We start from the raw sequence: 21372 nt of genomic DNA, 5'->3' as shown, positions 1-21372 counted from the left end.
ATTGAGTGCAGCATGCCCGCAACGAATGCAGCTAGACTGCGCTCGATGAGTGGCGAAGTCAAGCGTTCGTACAGCTCACCGCTGCGGGAGCAGGCGGCCGCCTCCACGCGCCTTCTGGTGCGCGACGCGGGCCACCGGTTGTTCGCGCGGGACGGGTTCGTGGCGACGTCGATCAAGAAGATCGCGCACGAGGCGGGCGTGTCCGAGCGGACCGTGTACACGCACTACCGCAACAAGGTCGAGCTCTTCCAGGACGCCCTGAACGTGGCGATCGCGGGCGACGAGCTGCCGGTGGCGATGCGGGACCGGCCGTCGTTCGAGGAGCTGCTGCGGATGTCGTCCGCACGGGAGCTGATCGACGAGGCGGTCGCGGCGAACGCGGTGATCCTCGAACGCGCCGGTGCGTTGATCATGGCGGGCATCGAGTCGTCCGGCGCCGACGCGGACATGCGGCGGATCTCGGACGAGGGCGAGCACGCGATGCGGGCGAACTGCCTCGCGCTGGCCACCGCGCTGATCGGAACCGGGGAGGTGCGGCCGGAGTACGGCGCGGAACGGGTGGCGGACGTGCTGACGACCATGCTGTCGCCACACGTCTTCCAGCTCATGGGGTGGTCGTCGAGCCGCTATCAGGGGTGGCTGGCAGATGCGCTGCGGGCAACACTGCTCATGCCCTGACTACTCCTCGGCGAGCTCCTCCAGCACGTCCGCGGCATCGGTGTTGCCACCGTCGGCGAGGCGACGCAGCTCGTCGAGATCACCGCGTTCGCCGGCCAGTTCCACGAGCACGTCCTCCGCGTCGGAAGAACCGGCGGCGGCGAGGCGGCGCAACGCGTCCAGGTCGCCGCTGCCCGCCGCGTCCTCCACCTGCTGGTCGATCGAGTCGCTCATCGCTTTCCTCCAACGCCGAGAGGCCCCGGCAGCATCCTGCCGGGGCCTCGTCGGTGTCGCTTGCTCAGGCCTGTTCGCGGGCCCTGAGGTCCTTGCGCAGGATCTTGCCGGCGGCCGACTTCGGGATCGCCTCGATGAACTCGACCACGCGCACCTTCTTGTGCGGCGCCACGTTCGCGGCCACGAACGCCATCACGGCGTCGCCCTCGATGGACGAACCCGGCTGACGCACCACGAAGGCCTTCGGGATCTCCTCGCCGTCCGCGTCACGGACGCCGATGACCGCCGCGTCGGCGATCTCGTCGTGGGTCAGCAGCACGGCTTCGAGCTCGGCCGGCGGGACCTGGTAGCCCTTGTACTTGATCAGTTCCTTGACCCGGTCGACGATCGAGACGATGCCGTCGGCGTCGATCACGGCCACGTCGCCGGTGTGCAGCCAGCCGTCCTCGTCGATGGTGGCGGCGGTGGCCTCCGGGTTGTTCAGGTAGCCCTTCATGATGTTCGGGCCCTTGCACCACAGTTCGCCGCGTTCGCCCGCGCCGACGTCCTGCCCGGTGGCGGGGTCGACCAGGCGGCACTCCAGGTTGGGGATGATCACGCCGACCGTGCCGATCGAGATGTCCTCGCGGCCGTCCGGGATGGCGTGGCTGACCGGCGACATCTCGGTCATGCCGTAGCCCTGCGCGATCTTGCAGCCGATGCGCTTCTTCACCGCGTCGGCGAGGTCCTCGTCCAGCGGTGCGGCGCCGGAGAAGAGCATCTTCATCGCGGACAGGTCGTAGTTGTCGACGATCGGGTGCTTCGCCAGCGCGACGGCGACCGGCGGGGCGATGTAGACGCGGTCGGTCTTGTGCTCGGCGATCACCCGCAGGAACTCCGGCAGCTCGAACTTCGGCAGCGTCACGACGACACCGCCGATGTACAGGCCGTTGTTCATCAGCACCTGCATGCCGTAGATGTGGAAGAACGGCAGCACGGCGAGGATGCGGGTGTGCGGTCCGACGTCGGACAAGATCGGTCCGCACTGCACGAGGTTCGCGACCAGGTTGCGGTGCGTCAGCATCACGCCCTTGGGCAACGCGGTCGTGCCGGACGAGTACGGCAGCACCGCGATGTCCTCGGCCGGGTTGATCTCGACGTCGGGCACCGGGTGGTCGTTCGCCAGCAGTTCGGGCAACGAGGGGTAGCCCTCGGCGCCGTCCAGCACCACGACGTCCGTGACGCCGGCCTTCGCGGCGCCCGGAGCGGCGTTCGGCAGCAGCACGGAGACCGTGAACAGCATCTTCGCGCCCGCGTCGTGCAGCTGGTGCGCGACCTCGTCCGGCGTGTAGAGGGCGTTGATCGTGGTCGCCGTGGCGCCCGCGCGCAGGATGCCGTGGAAGACGACGGCGTAGTACGGCGTGTTCGGGCTGAGGATGCCGACGACGTCGCCCTTGCCGATGCCCCGCGCGGCCAGCGCGGCCGCCATCCTGTCGATCGCACCGACGAGCTGGCCGTACGTGAGCGAGGCACCGGACATGCCGTCGATCAGCGCAACCCGCTCCGCCCGGTCGGCGATGTCGCCGAACAACAGCTGGTGCAGCGACACGTCAGGGATCTCGACATCGGGGAACGGACTGCGAAAGACCATGCGGCGACCTCATTCACTCGCTGTACACCCAGCCTGTGGGGTCATCGTGATCCAGCCCACTGGGCAGGTCAAGGACCGCTCGATCGCTACAGATACGTTACTTCGCGGGGCTAATTACACTCGAATGGCGTAATCCAAGCACTTGTGAACGCAAGGATGTATCTGGGAAGTTGATAGCGCCTCCGCGAGTCGGCTCCCACGCTTACTCGACACAGCGTGAGGCACATGCGCGGTTCGTCACCCCCCGTCGAATCGCGTGGCCCGCTTGGGATTCCGGAGGCACCCCCCGTCCACGGACCCAGTGCAGCGGGGACCTTTGACGCGGAACGGCTCGAAGCGACTCCCCCTCTCTCCCGAGCCGTTCCGCGCTTCAAAAGGGCCACTCTCAGTAGAAGCTGATCACGCAGCTTCGTTCGTTCGGGTGACACGCCGCCGACGCAGCAGATAGATCACGACCGCCGCGGGCACGCCGAGCACCAGCAGGAACGGCAGCAGTCCGCCGACCCCCACGGTGATCCACCTGAACGCCGTCCCGAGCGCGTCCCAGCCGGCCGCGAACGCTCCGCCGAACCCCGCCTTCTTCTCCTGCGGCGGCGCGAGCGGGGTGGTGCTGACCTGCACGGTCAGCGTCGCCATCGCGACCTTGCCCTTCAGCGACTCGCTGCGCCGCTGCATCGACTCGAGCTCGCTCTGGCGCTTGGTCAGCTCGCCCTCGATCTGCGCGATCTCGGTGGTCGACCCCGCCCGTTCGAACAACACCCGCAACCGCTCCACGCTGGCCTTCTGCGTGGCGATGCGCGCCTCGACGTCGACCAGCTGGTCGGTGACGTCCTCGCTGCGCATCTCGCGGCGGGTGACCTCGCCGACCTGCTCCAGGCCGTCCACCACGGTGTCCAGCTGGTTCGACGGCACGCGCACGGTCACCGACCCGTAGGTCGAGGTCGTGTTCTCCTGCCCCGCGAACCCGCCGGCGCCCTGCGCCCGGTCCTTCACCTGCGAGACGGCCTTGCGCACGTCGTCACTGCGCAGGTCGACCGTGGCGGTGCGCACCAACTGCCGTTCCTGCTCCTGCACCGGCTGCACGGCCGCCGGTGCAGGTGCCTTCTCCTGCGGATTTCCCTGTTGCGGCGCCACCTTCTGCGTCGCTGCCTCTGGTGCGGCGGCGTTGTAGCCCGCCGACGTCCCCGAATCCTTAGCGCTGCTGCACCCCGCGGAAACCAGGGCCAGCAACGCGACTCCCACCCACAGCACTGGTCTGCCCATGCCTGTCGGACGTTGCAGGGCAGACCAGGGGTTGCCGCCTATTCCGAAACGAGATGTTGGAAAGCTTGCAGGTTCGCAAGCGATTCGCCGCGCGACACCCGCCAGGCCCACTCCCGCCGGATCGCGTCGGCGAACCCGATCTCCAGCAGCGGGTTGAAGTCCCCGTCCGCCGCCTCCAGCACCTGACCGAGCACGCGGTCGAGCTCGTCGGCGGTCACGGCGTGCTTGCCGACCCGGCCGACCAGGTAGATGTCACCCTCGCCGTCGATCGTGTAGTGCACGCCGTACAGCCGCGCGTTGCGGCGCAGCAGGAACCGGTAGACGTCCTCGAACGACTGGTCCGGCCGCCGGCACACGAACGCCTCGACCAGCAGCGCGTGCGTGGTCTCGACCAGCCACACGTTGGTCTGCAGCTTCTTGGTGCCCGGCAGCGTGACGAAGAACCTGCCCGGCTCGCGCCGGTCGTACTTCAGCTCCCGTTCGTCCAAAAAGGACTTGATGACGGCGTCGACGCTCAAATGAAAACCTCCCGGCGGAACACATCTGCCGCCTCTTGATACCCCGCCAGCAGGGCGTCAGTCGTGCGGTCCCAGGAGAAGCGTCGCGCATGCCCGACCGCGTTGCTCGCCAGGTGCTCCCTTTGCGGCAACGCGACCGCGCCGATCGCCCTGGCCCACGCCGCCGGCTCGTGCCCGTCGACGAGCACCCCGGACACCCCGTCGTTGACCGCGACCGGCAACCCGCCGACCGCCGCCGCGACCACCGGCGTCCCGCAGGCCTGCGCCTCCAGCGCCACCAGCCCGAACGACTCGTTGTAGCTCGGCACGGTGACAAGGTCCGCCGCCCGGTAGACCCCCGCCAGCGTCGGCCCCGGCTGCGGCGGCAGGAACCGCACCACGTCCGCGATCCCCAGCTGCACGGCCAGTTCCTCGAGCGCCTTGGGCTGTTCCATACCGCTGCCCGACGGTCCGCCGACGATCAGCACCACGAGCCGCGACCGCAGCCCGGGATCGCGGACCAGCATCTCGGCGGCGGCGCGCAGCAGCACGTCAGGAGCCTTCAACGGCTGGATCCTGCCGACGAACGCCAGCACGATCGCGTCCTGCGGGATGCCGAACCAGTGCCGGGCCTGCGCCTGGTCACCCGGCGTGAAGCGATCGAGGTCCACCCCCGGCGGCACCACGACGACCTTCGACGCGTCCGCGTCGTAGAGCTTGATCAGCTCGGCGGCCTCGATGTCGGTGTTGGCCACGAGCCGGTCCGACTCGTTGACCACCTGTTCTTCGCCGATCACCCGCATCCGCGGCTCCGGCGCGTCGCCCTCGGCCAGCGCCAGGTTCTTGACCTTGGCCAGCGTGTGCGCGGTGTGCACGAGCGGCACACCCCACCGTTCCCGGGCGAGCCAGCCGACCTGGCCGGACAGCCAGTAGTGCGAGTGGATCGCGTCGTAGTAGCCGGGCTCGTGCCGTGCCTCGGCGCGTAGGACACCCGCCGTGAACGCGCAGAGCTGACCGGGCAGCTCCTCCTTGCCCAGCCCCTCGAACGGCCCGGCCGCGATGTGCCGGACGTGGACACCGGGCGCGAGCTCGGCGACCGGCGGCAGGTCCGACGACGTGGCGCGGGTGAAGATCTCCACCTCGACGTTGCGCTGCGCCATCCGCGTGGCCGTCTGCACGATGTAGACGTTCATCCCGCCCGCGTCACCCGTGCCCGGCTGCTCCAGCGGCGACGTGTGCACCGAGAGCACCGCCGCACGCCTTATCGGGCGCTTCATCGCGCCACCCGCTTGAGGTCCAGGGCGAACTGCACGGGCTGCTCCAGGAAGGGCGCGTGCGCGGTGTCGGGATACAGGCTCAACTCGGCTCCGGGGATCAGGGCGGCGGAGTACTCGGCGGCGGCAGGGGCGACCACCTCGTCTTGAGTTCCGTGCACGACCAGCGTCGGCACGTCGACGGATTTCAGCACGTCAGCGCTGCCCACGTCCCTGCGGAACAGCTCACCTCGCACTTTATGGCTCACGGCGGTCGCAGCGGCTGTGAGCTTGTCGACCGTCGCGGCAGGCAGCGCGGGTGCCATGGCCCGGCAGAACGTCGCCAGCGCGGCGTCATCGGTGATCGCCGCGGGCAACGCGGCCCGCATCACCGGCCCGGTCTCGCCTCCCGGGCGACCGCGGCCGATCTCGGTGATCGCGCTCACGAACACCAGGGCGTTGATGCCGGCGGTGCCGTGCGAGCGCAGGTAGTCGGTGATCACCAGCCCGCCGTAGGACCACCCGACGACCGTCGCCGGTCCGGTGTGGTCGAGCACGGATTTGAGATCCGCGGCCCACTGGGCGGAATCGCGGTAGTCGCCGAAGTCGTCTGATTCGCCGTGTCCTCGCAGGTCAACGGCGTAAGTGTGAAAATCGGGCAGGTCCCAGACCTCGCCCGTCTGCGCCCATCCGTGGACGAGCACCACCGGCGGCGCGCCCGGCGGTCCTGCCTCACGAACGGCCAGTCGTCCCCCGCCGGCCGCCGTCACGTGTGTCAGCTGCACACAAGTACGAACGACCTGGTCGGGGGACGCATTCCCGCCGGCCCGAAAGGGAACGCGGGGGCCCCGCGTTTCCTCCTGGGAAACGCGGGGCCCCCGCGTGCCGTCTGGACCGCTTACTTGACCGCGGACTTTTCCTTCCACTGGGCCCAGGGGATCTGCCAGTCGTACCAGTCGAACTGCGCGGGCAGCGTGGTGATCGAACCGGTCACCTCGACCGGGTCGCCCACCAGTGCCGAGTCGTAGTACGCCTTCGCGTCGGCTTCCAGCAGGTTCGCGCAGCCGTGCGAGGTGTTGTTCGAGCCGATGTTGCCCGCGTTGTCGTTGTTCTCGTGGATGAACTCGCCGTGGTTGGAGAACCGGACGGCCCACTTCTTCACGACGTTGGTGTAGCCGTAGCGCGGGTTGTCGAACGAGAACGTGTCGTTCTTCGACATGACGACGAACGTGCCGTTCGGCGTGGTCAGCTCGGGGTCGGCGTCCTTGCCGAAGGAGGCCGGGTAGTCCGCCACCTGCGCGCCGTCCCGGAACACCTTGAGCCGGTGCGTCGGGTTGTCGATCTTCACGACCTGGTTGCGCCCGACGGTGAAGTCCGAGGTCACGTCGGCCTTGCCGAACGCGCCGCCGCCGTAGTTCACGCCGTAGAGCTTCGCCTCGACCTTGATCGTGGTGTTCGCCGGCCAGTACTTCTCCGGCCGGTAGTGCACTTCCTGAGCGCTCAGCCACGCCCAGGTGCCCTGGACGTTCGCGGAGTTGGTGACCTTCAGGGCCTTCTCGACGGTGGCCTTGTCCTCCACCGGCGCCTCGAACTTGACCATGATCGGCGCCGCGACGCCGACGGTCTGGTTGTCGCTGGGCCACAGCGTGGCGCGGGTCTGGGAGCCGGGCGCGACCGTGGTGAACGAGCCCTTCAGCTCCACGGGCTTGCCGTCGCTGCCGACGACCTTGCCGCTGTAGCTGTACGTCTTGCCGTAGCCGAGCGGCTCGGCGGTGGTCCAGCCGGACTTGTCCTCGGTGAGGGTGCCCTTGACCTCTTTGCCGTCGGGGCCCTTCAGGGCAACCGACTCGATCTTGCCGTCCACCACGGTGACCTGGACCGGGGTCGTGACCTGTACATCCTTGGTCGCGTCCACCGGGGACAGCGTGACCTTCGCGGACGGGAGCGAGCTGTCCGGCTTCGGGGACCCTGCTTCGACGCTCGAGCACGCGGACAGCAGCATCAGGCCGGCGAGCAACGCACCAATGGTTCTCTTCACGGTTCTGACCTCCACAAAGCAAGACGTCCGGGAGTACCGGACGGTGCGAGTGACGTCAGTCACACCCCGCTCGGCAGCCTACGATCACAGTCGTGAATCGACCTGTCGCAGTTGTGACCGGAGCAAGCGCGGGCATCGGCGAGGCCACCGCGCGGCGGTTGTCCGCCGAGGGCTTCCACGTCGTGCTCGGTGCACGTCGTCTGGATCGTCTCCACGTTATCGCGAAGGAGATCGACGGGACCGCGATCGAGCTGGACGTCACGGACGCCGCCTCCGTCGCCGCCTTCGCCGAGGGGGTACCCCAGGCGAACGTCCTCGTGAACAACGCGGGTGGTGCGCGCGGGCTCTCGACCGTGGCCGAGGGTGATCCGGAGGAGTGGCGCTGGATGTGGGAGGCGAACGTCCTCGGCACCCTGCTCGTCACCAAGGCGTTCATCCCGAAGCTGATCGAGTCCGGCGACGGGCACATCGTGTCCGTGACGTCCATCGCGGCGTACGAGGCCTATGACAACGGTTCCGGGTACACGAGCGCCAAGCACGCGCAATCGGCGCTCCACCGCACGCTCAGGGGCGAACTGCTGGGTCAGCCGGTGCGGATCACCGAGATCCTGCCGGGCATGGTCGAGACCGACTTCTCGGTCAACCGGTTCGGCGGGGACGCCGACCGCGCGGCCAAGGTCTACCAGGGCATCACGCCGCTCACGGCCGACGACGTGGCGGACGTGATCTCGTTCGCGGTCACCCGGCCGTCGCACGTGAACCTGGACACGATCGTGCTCAAGCCCAGGGCCCAGGCTTCCGCGACGCGGGCGGACCGAAGCCTCTAACCTGATCTTGCGGGGCATGGGGGCTCCGCACGATCACGTTGGGGGAATGCATGATCAAGAATTTTGCGATCGCCGCTGCGGCTGCCGCGGCACTGGCGATCGCCGTCGCGCCGCACGCGTCCGCGGACGAGTGCGGCATCCCGCAGTCACTTCCGGGGTGCGCGGACCCTGGGCAGGGTGCCGCCGTGACGGCTAATGAGCCCTTCTTGACTCAGGGACACCGGGAGTGATCAGTTCCGCGTCCAGTTGACGCAGGACGGGCTCGATGGGGTTCGCGAACCCCGTCGGGCCTGTCCCGGCGACGTACAGGCCCACCACGCGGTTGTCGGCGTCGACGAGCACCGCGCCCGAGTCGCCGTGGTCACCGAAGCGCTCGGCCGAGTCCACCCGGATCTGGTCGCGCAACGTCCGCACGCCGATGCCGTCGCCGAAGTCCAGCCGCAGCGTCGCGTCGGCAGACCTGACCATCCCGTGGGTCAGACCCGTTGTGCGGCCGTACTTGCGGACCGTCGAACCGGTGACGGCCCGCGCGGTCCCGGTCAGCGCGCCGATGTCGAGCACCTCGGCGCGGAACGGCCGGGCGCCCATCCGCAGGCCCGCGGCGCACACCGAACCGGCCAGCGCGGCCCGGTCCAGCACCGCCACCATGTCCGCACCCACGATCCCACCGTCCACTCTGGACGGATGCACGAACTCGTCGCCCACCGACCACGAGTCGTCGACGCAGCCGACGTGGAACGCGGTGAGCCCCAAGACCTTCCTGGGCTGGTCGAGGGTCGTCACGAACGCGCCCAGCGTGCCGGCGATCACGTACTCGCCCGCCTTCTCCACCTCCGGCGGCACGACCCGGAACGACCTGGCCGGGCCGATGCCGACACCGCCGCGCAGGACCGGATGCCGTTCCGCCACAAGGGGGTGCTCGTCATCGGTGCGCGAGACCCTGGCCCGGTGCAGCACGATCGTCTCCGCGACCACGTCGGTCGGCACGCCGCCGACCTCTGGCGGGATCTGCTGCGGGTGGTCGGGCCCCTTGGCGCACACGTAGACCACGATCGCGGCCTGGCCGGTCGGGCGCCCACCGGTGTACTTCTCGCCGATGTCGACGCCGATCACGCCCGGCCGGGACAGGAACTCGTCCTCCACCATGCGCTTGACCGGCCGGATGACCGCTCGCACGTTGTCGTCGAGGTAGCCCATAGCGACCTCCGTTCCACCCTTGTTTCCATGAAACACGCCAGGTAGCGGGTTGGTCACATGGAGTCACCCGAACGGCCTTACAGCTGAACGCCTACGAAGACCGGTTCCGGGTGCAGTTCCACGCCGAACGCCGTCCGCACCCCGTCGCGCACCTCGCGCGCCAGGTCGAGGAGGTCCTCGGTGGAGGCGCCGCCGCGGTTGGTGAGCGCCAGCGTGTGCTTGCTGGACAACGACACCCGGCCGCCGGGGCCCTGGTGGCCCTTTCGGAAGCCGGCCCGCTCGATCAGCCACGCGGCGGAGAGCTTCCTCAGGCCGGGCCCCGCCGGGTAGGTCGGCACGGTGACGTCGGCGCCGAGGCGTTCGGAGATCCTGATCAGCACGCCGGTGAACGTGGACTCGTCGATGATCGGGTTCGTGAAGAACGAGCCGGCGCTCCACGTGTCGTGGTCGGTGGCGTCGAGCACCATGCCCTTGCCGCGGCGCAGCTCCAGCACGGCCTTGCGGGCCTCGTCGGCGGGCACGCGATCACCTTGCGCCACACCGAGAACGCGCGCCAGCTCGGCGTAGCGGATCGGCGCGGACATGCCGCCCGCGGTCAGCGAGAACCGGGTGCGCAGCACGACCGCGTGGTCGGTGTTCTTCAGCACGCTGGTGCGGTAGTCGAGGCCGAGCTTGGCGGCCGGCACCTGGTGCACCTTGCCGCTGCGCCGGTCGAGAAGATCCACCGACTGCAGCACCTGGGAGATCTCGACGCCGTACGCGCCGACGTTCTGCACCGGCGTGGCGCCGTTGAGGCCGGGGATGCCGGACAGGCACTCGAGGCCGCCGAGCCCCTGCGCGACCGCCTCGCCGACGACCGCGTCCCACTCCTCGCCCGCCTCGACGGTGAACTGGACGATGCCGCCGCCCAGCGGGTCGAGCCGGAAGCCCTTGGTGGCGACGTGCACGACGGTGCCGTCGAAGCCGCCGTCGGAGATCACGAGGTTCGATCCGCCGCCGAGCAGGAGGACCTTCTCGTCGGCGGTGGCGTCGGCTGTTCGCACGGCTTCGACCAGCTCAGCTGCGGTCGTGGCGTGGACGAACCGCGCGGCCGGGCCACCGAGTCGGAGCGTGGTGCGCTCGGCCAGAGGTACGGACTGCGTGGTGGTCACAGGCGTCAACGGTAGCCTCCGCGACATGGCACGCCGCATCGAGCACCACACCACGTCACCCCATTCGGCGGAGAAGGTCTTCGGCGCGATGGTCGACGAGACCTATCTGCGGGACCGGCTGGCCGAGATCGGCGGCAACAACGCCGAGCTCGTGTCGTTCACCACATCGGGCGAGCGGACGTCCTACCAGCTCAAGCAGGGCGTGCCCGCGGAGCACCTGCCCTCGATGGCCAAGTCGCTGCTGGGCGGCGACCTCGTGATCCAGCGCGTCGAGAACTGGGCGGCGGGCGCGGGCACGGTCGAGGTCACGCTGGGCGGCGTGCCGGGCCGGCTGGACGGCGCGTTCACCATCACGGACAACGGTTCCGGCTCGAAGGTCACCCTCACGGGGGAGGTCAAGGTCAGCATCCCGCTGATGGGCGGGAAGCTCGAGAAGGTGATCGCCGAGCAGGTGATCGTGCTGCTCGACAAGGAGAGCGAGTTCACCTCGCAATGGCTCGCAAACCGCGGCTAGCGGCCGGCCGGGCGCGTGCGCTCGGTGTTCCGACCCGCGGCACGACCAACCCGAACCGCCTGCGCCGGGTCGACCGGTGGATGACCGGGACGCTGCGCTCGTTCCTGCTGGACGCCGTTGATCCGCTGGTCGTCGACCTCGGATACGGCGCGACGCCGATCACCACCGTGGAGATGGCCGCCCGGTTGCGGGTCGTGCGACCGGACGTGCGCGTGCTCGGGCTGGAGATCGACCAGGAACGCGTCGACGCGGGCAAGGCCGTCGCCTCACCTCCGCTCCTGGACTTCCGGCGTGGTGGCTTCGAGCTGGCCGGTGCACGACCGGTGCTGTTGCGCGCGTTCAACGTGCTGCGCCAGTACACCGAGGAGCAGGCGTTCGAGGCGTGGGACACGATGCTGTCCCGGATGGCTCCCGGCGGGCTGATCGTCGAGGGCACGTGCGACGAGATCGGCCGCCGTTGCACGTGGGTGACCTTGACCTCGGACGGGCCCCAGACGTTCACGCTGGCGTGCAAGCCGTCCGGCATCGAGGTGCCGTCCGATCTCGCCGAGCGGCTGCCCAAGGCGCTGATCCACAAGAACGTGCCGGGTGAGCGCGTGCACGCGTTGCTGGCCGAGCTGGACGCCTGCTGGGCGACCGCGGCCCCGTTCGCCCCCTTCGGACCGCGCGCCCGGTGGGTGGAGGCGGCCAGGTTGCTGGTCGAGCGCGGCTGGCCGGTGGTGGACGACCGGCGGCGGTGGCGGCTGGGGGAAATCTCGCTCGAATGGGCTGCCGTAGCGCCGTAGGGTCGTGTTGTGGACTTCGTCGCGGAGATCGAGAAGCAGGCTTCGGGGTTGCGTGCCGCCGCTGTCACGGCGGGTCCGGAGGCACCGGTGCCAACCTGTCCCGAGTGGACCGTGCACGACCTGGTCTGGCACCAGTCGAGCATCCACGCCTGGGCGGCGGAAGCCCTGGTGACGCCGCCGAGCGCGCGTCCGCCGCGGCCGGAGGAGATGCCGGCGGCCGGTGGTCCCGCGAAGTGGGAAGACCTGCTGACGTGGTGGGACGGCAAGCTGGCACTGCTGCTGGACCGGCTCCGCACGACCGACCCGGACGCTCCAGTGTGGACGTTCAGCGGCGAGAACGTGGCTTCGTTCTGGGCACAGCGGCAGGCGCACGAAACCTCGATCCACCACCTCGACGCGCTGCACGCCCTGGGTGACGTGCCGTCGCTGCTGTGGTCGCCGGAGTTCGCGGCCGACGGCGTCGACGAGTACTTCTCCCGGCTGATGCCCCGCGCCGTGAAGCGCGTGCCGGTCGACGTGAGCGGCACGATCCTGTTCCACGCGGCCGACGCGGGCCGGACCTGGGAGGTGCGGCTGACGCCGGGCGAGCCCGTTCACGTGGGTCCGGCGCGTGACGCGGCCGTGGACGAAGACGCCACCGTCGCAGGCACGGCGGATGCCATCTATCGCGCCGTGTGGGGCCGTCCGAGCCACGCAATCGTCTCCGGCAACCGGGCGCTGTTGGACGGACTGCGCAGGCCCTGAACGCCGCAGGGAATACTCTCGCGGCGTGTCATCGCCTGAGCGTCGCTATGTGATCACCTTCGGCTGCCCGGACCGCACCGGCATCATCGCGAGGATCTCGTCGTTCCTCGCGGACAACGGCGGCTGGATCGTCGAGGCCGCGTACCACACCGACCCCGAGACGAGCTGGTTCTTCACGCGCCAGGAGGTCCGCGCGGACTCCCTGCCGTTCGGCGTGGACGAACTGCGCACCCGCTTCGCCGACGTGGCCGCCTCGCTGGGCGCGCAGTCGACGTGGACGGTGACCGACACGGGTTCCCGCAAGCGCGTGGTCATCCTGGTGTCGAAGGAAGGCCACTGCCTCTACGACCTGCTGGCCCGGGTCGCGACCGGCGAGCTCGACGTCGAGGTGTCCGCCGTCGTCGGCAACCACCCGGAACTCGGTGACATCACCCGCGCGCACGGCATCCCGTTCCACCACGTGCCGTTCCCGGTCAACGACCCGGAGGGCAAGCAGGCAGCCTTCGCCCAGCTGCGCCAGCTGGTCGACAAGCACGACCCGCACGCCGTGGTGCTGGCCCGCTTCATGCAGATCCTGCCGCCGGAGCTGTGCGCGGCCTGGGCCGGCCGCACGATCAACATCCACCACAGCTTCCTCCCGTCGTTCATCGGCGCCCGCCCGTACCACCAGGCGCACCGCCGCGGCGTGAAGCTGGTCGGCGCCACGTGCCACTACGTGACCGCGGACCTCGACGCCGGGCCGATCATCGAGCAGGACGTGCTGCGGGTGCAGCACGGGGACTCGGTCGCCGACATGGTGCGCAAGGGGCGTGACATCGAGAAGGTGGTGCTGGCGCGCGGGTTGCGGTGGCATCTCGAGGATCGGGTGCTGGTGCACGGGAACCAGACGGTGATTTTCTAGCGTCCAAGCCACTGGGGGGTGACGGTGTCGGAGAACGAGAGCAATCGCGGGTGGCAGTGGCTGCTGCCGATCAGCCTGGTCGCCGACGTCTCGGCGGTCGTGACGGTGCTGGCCGGATCGGCGTCGGTGCTGTGGCTGGTGCTGGGCTCGGTGGCGCTGCTGCTCGGGGTGGGCCAGGTGGTGCTGAAGTTCGGCAAGCCGGTCGACACGATGGTGCTGCTGGCCGTTGTGGGGATCGTGCTGGGGACGGTGGCGCTCACGGTTGGGGCCGTCCGGTCCTTCCCTGACACGCCGGGACAGGCTTCCGGCTCGACCACTTCAAGCCAGCCGAACAGCACAACCCCGAGCTCACCGACCGGTGCGACGACTCCCCCTGCGCCGAGCACGAAACCGTCGGTCTCCCTGCCTCCAGCGTCGTCCCCGGACGTCCGTCGAGAGACGGCCGGCAACAAGCCGATGGCGCTCACCAACGACTACAGCCTCGACCTCGATTCGACTGCGGCCGCCTGGATCTCTGTGCCGACCACCGCCGAGACGACGGCAACAGAAGACATCTACTACCGATACGGGACCCTCCACGCCGGAAAGGACCTCGCGTTCGTCGACAAAGAGCCGTCCCAGGAGGATTGTGTCCACGCCGGCTACCACCCCGAATACGGTTCGAACAAGCTCGTGGCTGGCAACTGGTTCTGTGTGAAGACCTCTGAGGGCCACCACGCGCGGATCAAGGTGCGCGAGAGGACGTACGAGAGCCTCAGCCTCGACGTCCTCGTGTGGAACAAGACGACGTCCTAGCGGCCAGGATCCAGTTCGCCGGCCTCGGAGCGCTTGCCGTACTTGCGTTCCATCTCCACGACGTCGCCGAGCTTGAACGTCACGTCGGACTTGCGCAGTTCGACCCCGGTCGGGTTGCCGAACCGGACGCTGAAGTCGACCCTGCGCCCGGTGCCGGTCCAGTAGTCGCGCTTCACGATCTCCAGCGCCTGGTCGGCGATGGGCTGGTTGCGGGTCGTGGCGGTGACGGTGAGGCGTTGCCGGTTGTCGAGGTCGGACCGGTACTGCACGACCACGTCCGACACGCCGTCCAGGGCCTTGAGGTCGGCCTCGATGCGGTTGCCGAGGGCTTCGACCGTGTCGTCGCCGGTGCCGCACGCCGTGAGGGCGAGCAGGGCGATCAATGCCAGTCGCTTCATTTGGCCGGCCTCGTCGGACGCGGGCCGTACCTGGATTCCATCTCGCCCGTGAGCGTGACGCGGCCCTCGCGCACCGGCTTGCCCGAGCCCTGAACGTCCGCGTAGGGCGGGTCGGCGGTCGTGTACATGGTGTAGCTCGCGTTGCACGACTTCCAGGTGCGCCAGCAGTTGCGCTCGACGAGCTCGACGAGCTCGTTGATCTTCGAGTCGTCGCTGTCCTCGGCCTTCAGCATGACCTCCAGCTTCAGGCTGCCGCCGGCGTCGAGGCCGTGCTTGTACTCGAACTGCGCCGCGACCACGTCCGAGCGCTGTTTCCAGTCGGCGACCGTTTGCCGGCCGACCGCGTTGATCTCCGGGTCGAAGCCCTCCAGCGCGCTGCAGCCGGTCAGCAGCAGCGCGAGGAGCGGAATGAGTCTGAGCACCGCGCACCCCCGCGGGGAATCTTCGCAGGGGCGCGCGGCGCCTGCCGGGCCTGGGTCAGATCTTGGCCGCGGCCCTGCCCACGGCCTCGATCAACCACCCGGCGTCCGCGGCCGACATGACGGCTGGAGGCGTGAAGCTCACCGTCCGGCCGCGGAAGTCGGCGAGCACCCGCGCCCGCAGGAGCTCGCCCGTGAAGATGTCGGCGGCGCGCTGGTCCGGCAGCTCGACGCCGAGCAGGAGGCCGCGGCCGGACGCGTAGGCCTTCCCGGCGACCGCGGCACGCAGGCCCAGGAGCAGTTCGTCGCCGAGCAGCGAGGCGCGTTCCACCAGGCCTTCGGAGGCCGTGACGCGCAGGCACGCGTTCACGGCGGCGGAGGCGAGTGGCGACACAGCATCGTGGCCGCGCCACAGCGGTACCTCGACGTCGGCCGTGGCCACGACCGCGGCGATCGGGAGCACGCCGCCGGAGAGACCCTCTCCGACCAGCAGGATGTCCGGGGTCACTCCGTCGAGGTCGACGCCCCACCACACGCCGAGGCGGCCGAGGCCGGTCCGGGTCTCGTCGACGACCAGCAGGGCGCCGTGGTCGCGGCACACCTGGGCGACCGCGCGCAGGTAGCCGGTGGGCGGGACGGAGATGCCGCGGACGGGTTCGACCATGACGCAGGCCGGTGGACCGGCCGCCAGGACGGCACGTAACGACTCGATGCCGCCGTACGGGACGGCGCCCGTGGTCAGCACGCGTGGGCGGCCGTTGGCCTGTGCGAGCGCCACGGCGAACTGAGCGGCCTCCGAGGCCGACGGGAAGGTGTGGATGTGGTCGAGGCCGTTCGGCGTGACCAGGTCGAGCATCAGACGGTCCAGCAGCGACGGCCGGCGCACCTGGCCGACCACGGCCTGCACGACGGCCGGGTGGGCGTGGCCGAGCAGGGGGACTCCGTATCCACCGCAGTCCAGGTACTCGACGCGGTGGGGATCTACCACTCGGGCGCCTCGGGCGGCGCAACCGGTCAGCTGTTCGGTAGCCATTGCGGGGAACCTTTCCTGGGCAGCGCGGCCCGTGGCCGCTCGGCGGGACGACGAGCGGACCCCAGTTCCCACTAACTCATTCGGATTCCACGGCGCGTTGGTTCGCGGCAGGCATAGGCTTTCTTTCGTGCGGACCGAAATCATCGACCTGGATCAGCTGCGGGCAGAGTCTGACCTGCGCAAAGCCGTCATCATCGGACTCGACCTCACTCGCGAGGACGTGCGGGTCCCGCTCGACGGCGCGCTGCTGCTCGGCTGCACCCTCAGCGAGACCATGCAGCGCCGGGCAGAGGCCGCGGGCGCGTTGATCTTCCCGGTGATCCCCGACCTGCCCTACGAGGTCTACCGCTCCCGGCTGTACACACCCGCGGAGCTGTTCGCGGGCTTCGACCCGGCCGACCCGAAGTCGTACGCCAACACCCCCGACGCGGAGATCTACCGGCACAGCAAGCAGCAGGGACACCACCCGGACCCGCTGCACGCGCTGGCCGAGCGTCTGCACGACCACTCGATCACCGAGGCCCTCGACGAGACGCTGACCGGCTCGCCGATCGCGGTGATGGGCGGCCACGCCCTGGCCAGGGACAGCGCCGGCTACCGCAACGCCGTCGAGCTCGGTGCCGCGCTCGGCAGAGCCGGCTTCACGGTCCTGACCGGCGGCGGCCCCGGCGCGATGGAGGCGGTCCCGCTGGGCGTCCGGCTCGGTGAGGTCGACACGGACGTCCTCGAAATGATCGGGAAGGCCCCCACGTTCGGCCACGACGACGAGTCGATCGGCCGGTGGCTGGCGGCGTTCCCGGAGGTGCGCAGGTTCGAGACGCCGCGCACGATCGGCATCCCCACCTGGTTCTACGGCCACGAGCCGCCCAACCCGGCCTGCGAACTGCACGCGAAGTACTTCGCGAACTCGGTGCGCGAGGAAGGCCTGCTGACCGTCGCGACCGGCGGAATCGTCTACACGCCGGGCAAGGCGGGCACGGTCCAGGAGGTCTTCCAGGACTTCACGCAGAACTACTACGCCAGCGTCGGCCCAGCCGCTCCCATGGTGTTCCTGGGCAGGGCGTTCTGGACCGACGAGGTCCCGGCCGCGCCGCTGGTGCAGAAGCTCGCGGCGGGCCGGGAGGCGGAGCAGTGGATCCTCGTCACCGATGAGATCGACGAGGCGGTCGAGCTGCTGGTGAAGTACCAGGCCTAGCTCACCGGGTGGTGTGGGTCGCCGTCAGCGGGCGAGGTCCTCGAGGATCTCGGCGCCGGGCAGTTTCGCCAGCACGTCACCGGGCACCAGGATCTTGCTGCCCCGGATGCCGCTGCCGATCACCAGCTCCGGCGCGGCGGCCACCTCGGGCGACAGCAGGATCGGCCAGTCCGCGGGCAGGCCGATCGGGGTGATGCCGCCGTACTCCATGCCGGTCAACGACACGGCGTCGTCCATCGGCGCGAACGACGCCTTGCGCGCGTCGAGCCTGCGCCTGATCACACCGTTGACGTCCGCGCGCATGGTCGCCATCACCAGGCAGGCCGCATAACGCAGCTCTCCGCCACGTTTGCCCGCGACGACGACGCAGTTCGCGGAGGCTTCGAGTGGCGAGCCGTAGTGCGCGCAGAACTCGGCGGTGTCCGCCAGGGTGGGGTCGATCTCGGCGACGGCCAGGCGTTCGGGGTCCGGGAGTGCCTTCACCGCTGCGGCTACCGGGTCGGCCAGCAGGTCGAGGCGGGAGAGCACGGGGACGGCTTCCAACGATCCAGCGATGGTCCACACGGTGTCCATTGTCGCTGCTCCGCAGACTCCGGCGAAGTCGCCTGGTAGCCGGCCATCCGGCCACCGCTTCGTCGCGATTGGGCTCCGCCGAATCGCGACGAAGGGGTGACCGGACGACCGGCGCGACTTCGCGACCATCCTGCCAAACTCGGTTTGACCTTGACGCTACGTCAACCCTTACCTTCGAAGTACAGCGCGAGGGGGGAACCGAAATGGCCTGGTCGATCGCCCAGGTGGCCCGGATGTCGAAGGTGACGTCCAGGACGCTGCGGCACTACGACTCGATCGGCCTGCTGCCACCGGCCTGGATCGGTGACAACGGCTACCGCTACTACGAGAAGGAACAGGTGCATCGCCTGCAGCAGATCCTGCTGCTGCGCGACCTCGGCCTGGGCCTCGACGTGGTGGCGGAGCTGCTGAGCGGCTCGGACCAGCTGACCGTCCTGCGCAACCACCACCGGTGGCTGCAGGGCGAGAAGGAGCGGCTGGACCGGCTGGCCGGCACCGTCGCGCGCACCATTGCCGAACTGGAAGGAGGGGACGAAGTGAAGATGGAAGAGCTGTTCGACGGCTTCGACGCGTCGAAGCAGGAGCGCTACGAGGCCGAGCTGGTCGAGCGCTACGGCGAGGGCGTGAAGGAGCACCTCGCCGAGAGCAGGCGGAACCTGAAGGGCTGGACGCGTGCTGACGCGGACCAGTTCATGAACGAGTGGCAGGAGATCGCGCGTGAGCTCGGTGTCCTGTTCACCGCGGGCACGGCGATCGACGCTCCGCAGACACAGGAGCTGATCGACCGCCACTACCGCTGGATCTGCCGGAGCTGGACGCCCAACCGGGAGTCCTACACCGGCCTCGGCGACCTCTACGTGGACTCACCGGAGTTCCGGGTGAACTTCGAGGTCGACGGCGACAACATGGCCCAGTGGGTTCGTAACGCGATGGCGCACTACGCGCAGACGCGTCTGTAGGTGGATCGGGGGCTGCAGACCCCGATTCACTCGAGTCCGAAGGCCTTCAAAGCCTCGCGGTTGAACTCCGGGAGGTCGTCGGGGGTCCGGGACGTCACGAGCGTCCACCCGTTCATGTCGCAGACCCGCACCTCCTGGTCCGCCCAGTCACCGCCCGCGTTGCGGATGTCGGTCTGCAGGCTGGGGAACGAGGTCAGCATCTTGCCGCGCACCACGCCCGCCTCGACCAGCAACCACGGCCCGTGGCAGATCGCCGCGATCGGCTTGCTGGCCTCCACCAGGGCCTTCACCAGTTCGACGGCGTCCTCGTCCATGCGCAGGAAGTCCGCGTTGGCCACGCCGCCCGGGATGACCGCACCGTCGTAGTCGTCGGCCGAGGCGTCGGCATAGGTCACGTCGACGGAGAAGCTGTCAGCAGGCGTGAGGTGGTTGAACCCACGCACCCGGCCGAGCTTCGGCGCGAGCAGCCGCGGTACCCCGCCCGCCTTCTCGACGTGCGCCCACGGGTCCGTGAGCTCGACCTGCTCGATGCCTTCCGTGTCGACGAGGAATGCGATCTTCTTCTTTTCAGCCATGCTCTTCGGCTACCCGGCGAAGAACTCGGCCAACCTGTGCCGCAGCTCGGTGCGGTGCGTGATCATCGGCGTGGGCGAGTCGATCAGCCACAGCTCGCCGTTGGGGAACGCCGCGGCTGTCGCCTTGGCCACGTCCTCGGGGTGCAGCGGATCGCCCACAGCGCCGATGACCAGCACGGGGATCTCCACGGACGCCAGCAGCGCCGCGTCGGCCACCGCGACCTGGCCGGGCAGTTGCTCGGCGGCCGCCGCCAGCCTGGTCAGCGCGGCTCTTCGTTCGGCGACGTAGATCGGCGGTCCCACGGTCAGGTCGGACAGCTGCTGCAGAGTGATCGGCGGGCGCGGCTGGTCCAGAACGGCAGGCAGGAGCAGCGCCACCCGGCGAAATCGATCAGGTTCGAGGGAGAGCAGGCGGACCAGCGCTCCGGCGCCGAGGGACACCCCGAGCGCGAAGTCCGCCGGTACCGAACCCAGATCCGCGGCGATCCGGCCGTAGTCCCAGTACCCAGGCGGGGCGTCAGGCGCGTCACCGTGCGACGGCAGCGTGACGACGACGCGGGTGCCGGGCAGCCCGGAGGCCGGGATCCGCGCCTCGCCGGGAGTGGCGCCGAGGCCGTGGGCGACCAGCGTCACCGGCGAACCGGTGCCGTAGGCGTGCGTGATCACCAACGGGGGCCGCGCTGCACCTCGATCAGTTTCGGTCGGACGTCGACCATGTACACGAGGATCGCGACGAGGCCGGCCAGCCAGAAGATCGAGCCGAAGCTGTACGGCTTGAACAGCAGCAATGCCGCCGCCCCACCTCCCGTGATGCCCAGCCAGGCGGGCTTGGTCATGCGTTCGGCCGCGGTGTACGCATCCACGCGCTGAGCCAGCGCGTGGAAGAACGCGAACAGCCCGATGATGCTGAACGCGAGGTCAGCGAAGAAGTACACGACGGTGTCGAGGTACCAGAGGCTGAAGATCGGCAGATCGAACACCCACCCAGACTACGTGCCGGTACACGAAGAGGGGAGCAGCCCTCTCGGGCGCTCCCCTCTCAGTGACTTTCAGAGACGTTCAGCGACTCACTTGGTGGTGTTCGTCGTGGTCGTCGCCGGCTTCTTGGCCGCGGTGGTGCTGCGGGTCGTGGTGGCCGGCTTGCGCGGCGCGGTGCGGTTCGCGGTCTTGCGGGCGGTGCTGCGCACCTCGTGCGCGACCTCGTCACCGGCCTCGGTGATCTCGGCGGCCAGCTTCTCGCTGCCCTTGTCGACCGCGTGGGCGACCTTCTCGCCGACCGAACGGGTGCGGCGGGTGACCTTGCCGAGCACGTCGTCGGCCAGCTCGCGGGCGTCGGCGGCAGCGGACTCGGCGCGCTTCTGCGCGGCCTCGACGGCCTGCTCGACCTGCTCGACGGCCTGCTTGACCTGCGGCTGGGCCTTGATCTGCTCCAGCGTCTGCTCGCCCTGGTCGGCGAGGTAGGTGTACAGGTTCACCGCGGAGGCGGTGTAGGCGTCGACCAGCTTCTTGAGCTCGGCCGGCTGCAGCTTGTCGCGCAGGTCCTTGAGCTCGGTCGGGATGTCCTGGGCCTGGGTGCGGGCCTCTTCGGCGCGGTCCTTGGCCTTGTTCAGGGCCTCGACCACGGCCTTCGCGGCGAGGTCACCGGCACCGAGCGCGGCGAGCAGCGCCTGGCGTGCGGCGTGGGCGCCCTGCTCGGCGGCCTTGCGAACGTCGTCCTGGGTGAGCTTCGGCATG

General features: G+C 69.5%; 26 protein-coding genes. 9 read left to right on the top strand and 17 right to left on the bottom strand.

Annotation, left to right across the window (positions count from 1 at the left end; genetic code table 11):
• Nucleotides 1-45: 45 nt before the first annotated feature.
• A complete protein-coding gene (locus ACIA8G_RS24700) occupies nucleotides 46-678 on the top strand; it encodes a TetR/AcrR family transcriptional regulator (protein WP_396421017.1) in 633 nt (210 codons plus the stop codon).
• Here ACIA8G_RS24700 and ACIA8G_RS24695 read toward each other — a convergent pair whose 3' ends face one another.
• From ACIA8G_RS24695 to ACIA8G_RS24665, 7 genes are all read right to left on the bottom strand, one after another.
• Nucleotides 679-891 carry a hypothetical protein gene (locus ACIA8G_RS24695; RefSeq protein WP_396421016.1) on the bottom strand — a complete coding sequence of 71 codons (213 nt, stop codon included), beginning with the start codon at nucleotides 889-891 and terminating at the stop codon, nucleotides 679-681.
• Between the two features lie 64 nt (nucleotides 892-955).
• Nucleotides 956-2521 carry a 4-coumarate--CoA ligase family protein gene (locus ACIA8G_RS24690; RefSeq protein WP_396421015.1) on the bottom strand — a complete coding sequence of 522 codons (1566 nt, stop codon included), beginning with the start codon at nucleotides 2519-2521 and terminating at the stop codon, nucleotides 956-958.
• A gap of 399 nt (nucleotides 2522-2920) precedes the next feature.
• Entirely contained in the window at nucleotides 2921-3784 is an 864-nt protein-coding gene (locus ACIA8G_RS24685) for a DUF4349 domain-containing protein (RefSeq protein WP_396421014.1), read from the bottom strand.
• Nucleotides 3785-3822: 38 nt separating this feature from the next.
• Nucleotides 3823-4302, bottom strand: a complete 480-nt coding sequence (locus ACIA8G_RS24680) for a YbjN domain-containing protein (RefSeq protein ID WP_396421013.1) — start codon at nucleotides 4300-4302, stop codon at nucleotides 3823-3825.
• A complete protein-coding gene (mshA, locus tag ACIA8G_RS24675) occupies nucleotides 4299-5558 on the bottom strand; it encodes a D-inositol-3-phosphate glycosyltransferase (RefSeq protein WP_396421012.1) in 1260 nt (419 codons plus the stop codon). The genes ACIA8G_RS24680 and mshA overlap by 4 nt, the downstream gene beginning before the upstream one ends.
• Complete coding sequence (locus ACIA8G_RS24670) at nucleotides 5555-6319, bottom strand: alpha/beta fold hydrolase (RefSeq protein ID WP_396421011.1); 765 nt, start codon at nucleotides 6317-6319, stop codon at nucleotides 5555-5557. Before ACIA8G_RS24670 ends, mshA begins: the two co-directional genes overlap by 4 nt.
• A 113-nt stretch (nucleotides 6320-6432) precedes the next feature.
• Nucleotides 6433-7536, bottom strand: coding sequence for an Ig-like domain-containing protein (locus ACIA8G_RS24665; RefSeq protein ID WP_396421273.1), 1104 nt, complete (start codon nucleotides 7534-7536; stop codon nucleotides 6433-6435).
• Nucleotides 7537-7664: 128 nt separating this feature from the next.
• On the opposite strand from ACIA8G_RS24665, the gene ACIA8G_RS24660 reads away from it, so the two are divergent.
• Nucleotides 7665-8399 (top strand): SDR family oxidoreductase, encoded by a 735-nt coding sequence (locus ACIA8G_RS24660; RefSeq protein ID WP_396421010.1) that lies wholly within the window; start codon nucleotides 7665-7667, stop codon nucleotides 8397-8399.
• 192 nt (nucleotides 8400-8591) lie between these two features.
• On the opposite strand, the gene ACIA8G_RS24655 is transcribed toward ACIA8G_RS24660, so the two are convergent.
• Both ACIA8G_RS24655 and ACIA8G_RS24650 read right to left on the bottom strand, forming a co-directional pair.
• Nucleotides 8592-9596, bottom strand: a complete 1005-nt coding sequence (locus ACIA8G_RS24655) for a hypothetical protein (RefSeq protein WP_396421009.1) — start codon at nucleotides 9594-9596, stop codon at nucleotides 8592-8594.
• Between the two features lie 77 nt (nucleotides 9597-9673).
• Nucleotides 9674-10756 (bottom strand): UDP-N-acetylmuramate dehydrogenase, encoded by a 1083-nt coding sequence (locus ACIA8G_RS24650; RefSeq protein WP_396421008.1) that lies wholly within the window; start codon nucleotides 10754-10756, stop codon nucleotides 9674-9676.
• 16 nt (nucleotides 10757-10772) lie between these two features.
• Here ACIA8G_RS24650 and ACIA8G_RS24645 point away from each other — a divergent pair, with 16 nt between their 5' ends.
• From ACIA8G_RS24645 to ACIA8G_RS24625, 5 genes are read left to right on the top strand one after another with little or no spacing between them, the layout of a single operon-like run.
• A complete protein-coding gene (locus ACIA8G_RS24645) occupies nucleotides 10773-11261 on the top strand; it encodes a DUF2505 domain-containing protein (RefSeq protein ID WP_396421007.1) in 489 nt (162 codons plus the stop codon).
• Nucleotides 11240-12046, top strand: coding sequence for a class I SAM-dependent methyltransferase (locus tag ACIA8G_RS24640; protein WP_396421006.1), 807 nt, complete (start codon nucleotides 11240-11242; stop codon nucleotides 12044-12046). The genes ACIA8G_RS24645 and ACIA8G_RS24640 overlap by 22 nt, the downstream gene beginning before the upstream one ends.
• Nucleotides 12047-12055: 9 nt before the next feature.
• Entirely contained in the window at nucleotides 12056-12790 is a 735-nt protein-coding gene (locus tag ACIA8G_RS24635) for a maleylpyruvate isomerase family mycothiol-dependent enzyme (protein WP_396421005.1), read from the top strand.
• A 25-nt stretch (nucleotides 12791-12815) separates the two neighbouring features.
• Complete coding sequence (purU, locus tag ACIA8G_RS24630; protein WP_396421004.1) at nucleotides 12816-13691, top strand: formyltetrahydrofolate deformylase; 876 nt, start codon at nucleotides 12816-12818, stop codon at nucleotides 13689-13691.
• Between the two features lie 24 nt (nucleotides 13692-13715).
• Nucleotides 13716-14486, top strand: coding sequence for a hypothetical protein (locus ACIA8G_RS24625; protein ID WP_396421003.1), 771 nt, complete (start codon nucleotides 13716-13718; stop codon nucleotides 14484-14486).
• Here ACIA8G_RS24625 and ACIA8G_RS24620 read toward each other — a convergent pair.
• From ACIA8G_RS24620 to ACIA8G_RS24610, 3 genes are read right to left on the bottom strand one after another with little or no spacing between them, the layout of a single operon-like run.
• Nucleotides 14483-14884 (bottom strand): hypothetical protein, encoded by a 402-nt coding sequence (locus ACIA8G_RS24620; RefSeq protein WP_396421002.1) that lies wholly within the window; start codon nucleotides 14882-14884, stop codon nucleotides 14483-14485. The two genes, ACIA8G_RS24625 and ACIA8G_RS24620, sit on opposite strands and share 4 nt — an antisense overlap.
• Nucleotides 14881-15306, bottom strand: coding sequence for a hypothetical protein (locus tag ACIA8G_RS24615; protein ID WP_396421001.1), 426 nt, complete (start codon nucleotides 15304-15306; stop codon nucleotides 14881-14883). The genes ACIA8G_RS24620 and ACIA8G_RS24615 overlap by 4 nt, the downstream gene beginning before the upstream one ends.
• Nucleotides 15307-15361: 55 nt before the next feature.
• Nucleotides 15362-16336, bottom strand: a complete 975-nt coding sequence (locus ACIA8G_RS24610) for an aminotransferase class III-fold pyridoxal phosphate-dependent enzyme (RefSeq protein ID WP_396421000.1) — start codon at nucleotides 16334-16336, stop codon at nucleotides 15362-15364.
• Nucleotides 16337-16463: 127 nt separating this feature from the next.
• Here ACIA8G_RS24610 and ACIA8G_RS24605 point away from each other — a divergent pair, with 127 nt between their 5' ends.
• Nucleotides 16464-17531 (top strand): LOG family protein, encoded by a 1068-nt coding sequence (locus tag ACIA8G_RS24605; RefSeq protein WP_396420999.1) that lies wholly within the window; start codon nucleotides 16464-16466, stop codon nucleotides 17529-17531.
• Between the two features lie 24 nt (nucleotides 17532-17555).
• On the opposite strand, the gene ACIA8G_RS24600 is transcribed toward ACIA8G_RS24605, so the two are convergent.
• Nucleotides 17556-18104: a YbaK/EbsC family protein gene (locus ACIA8G_RS24600; RefSeq protein WP_396420998.1), complete on the bottom strand. Its 549-nt coding sequence runs from the start codon at nucleotides 18102-18104 to the stop codon at nucleotides 17556-17558.
• Between the two features lie 203 nt (nucleotides 18105-18307).
• On the opposite strand from ACIA8G_RS24600, the gene ACIA8G_RS24595 reads away from it, so the two are divergent.
• On the top strand, nucleotides 18308-19063 hold the full coding sequence (locus tag ACIA8G_RS24595) for a MerR family transcriptional regulator (protein WP_396420997.1): 756 nt from the start codon (nucleotides 18308-18310) through the stop codon (nucleotides 19061-19063).
• Nucleotides 19064-19089: 26 nt separating this feature from the next.
• Here ACIA8G_RS24595 and ACIA8G_RS24590 read toward each other — a convergent pair whose 3' ends face one another.
• The 4 genes from ACIA8G_RS24590 to ACIA8G_RS24575 all read right to left on the bottom strand — a co-directional run bounded on the left by ACIA8G_RS24590 (nucleotide 19090) and on the right by ACIA8G_RS24575 (nucleotide 21371).
• Nucleotides 19090-19638 carry a type 1 glutamine amidotransferase domain-containing protein gene (locus tag ACIA8G_RS24590; protein ID WP_396420996.1) on the bottom strand — a complete coding sequence of 183 codons (549 nt, stop codon included), beginning with the start codon at nucleotides 19636-19638 and terminating at the stop codon, nucleotides 19090-19092.
• 9 nt (nucleotides 19639-19647) lie between these two features.
• A complete protein-coding gene (locus ACIA8G_RS24585; RefSeq protein ID WP_396421272.1) occupies nucleotides 19648-20304 on the bottom strand; it encodes an alpha/beta fold hydrolase in 657 nt (218 codons plus the stop codon).
• Entirely contained in the window at nucleotides 20301-20573 is a 273-nt protein-coding gene (locus ACIA8G_RS24580) for a DUF2516 family protein (protein WP_396421271.1), read from the bottom strand. The genes ACIA8G_RS24585 and ACIA8G_RS24580 overlap by 4 nt, the downstream gene beginning before the upstream one ends.
• A gap of 132 nt (nucleotides 20574-20705) precedes the next feature.
• Nucleotides 20706-21371 (bottom strand): hypothetical protein, encoded by a 666-nt coding sequence (locus ACIA8G_RS24575; RefSeq protein WP_396420994.1) that lies wholly within the window; start codon nucleotides 21369-21371, stop codon nucleotides 20706-20708.
• Between the last annotated feature and the right edge of the window lies 1 nt (nucleotide 21372).

The sequence above is a fragment of the Lentzea sp. NPDC051213 genome, from assembly GCF_044455585.1.
Lineage (GTDB): Bacteria > Actinomycetota > Actinomycetes > Mycobacteriales > Pseudonocardiaceae > Lentzea.
This window is presented reverse-complemented; position numbering and strand designations above follow the sequence as displayed.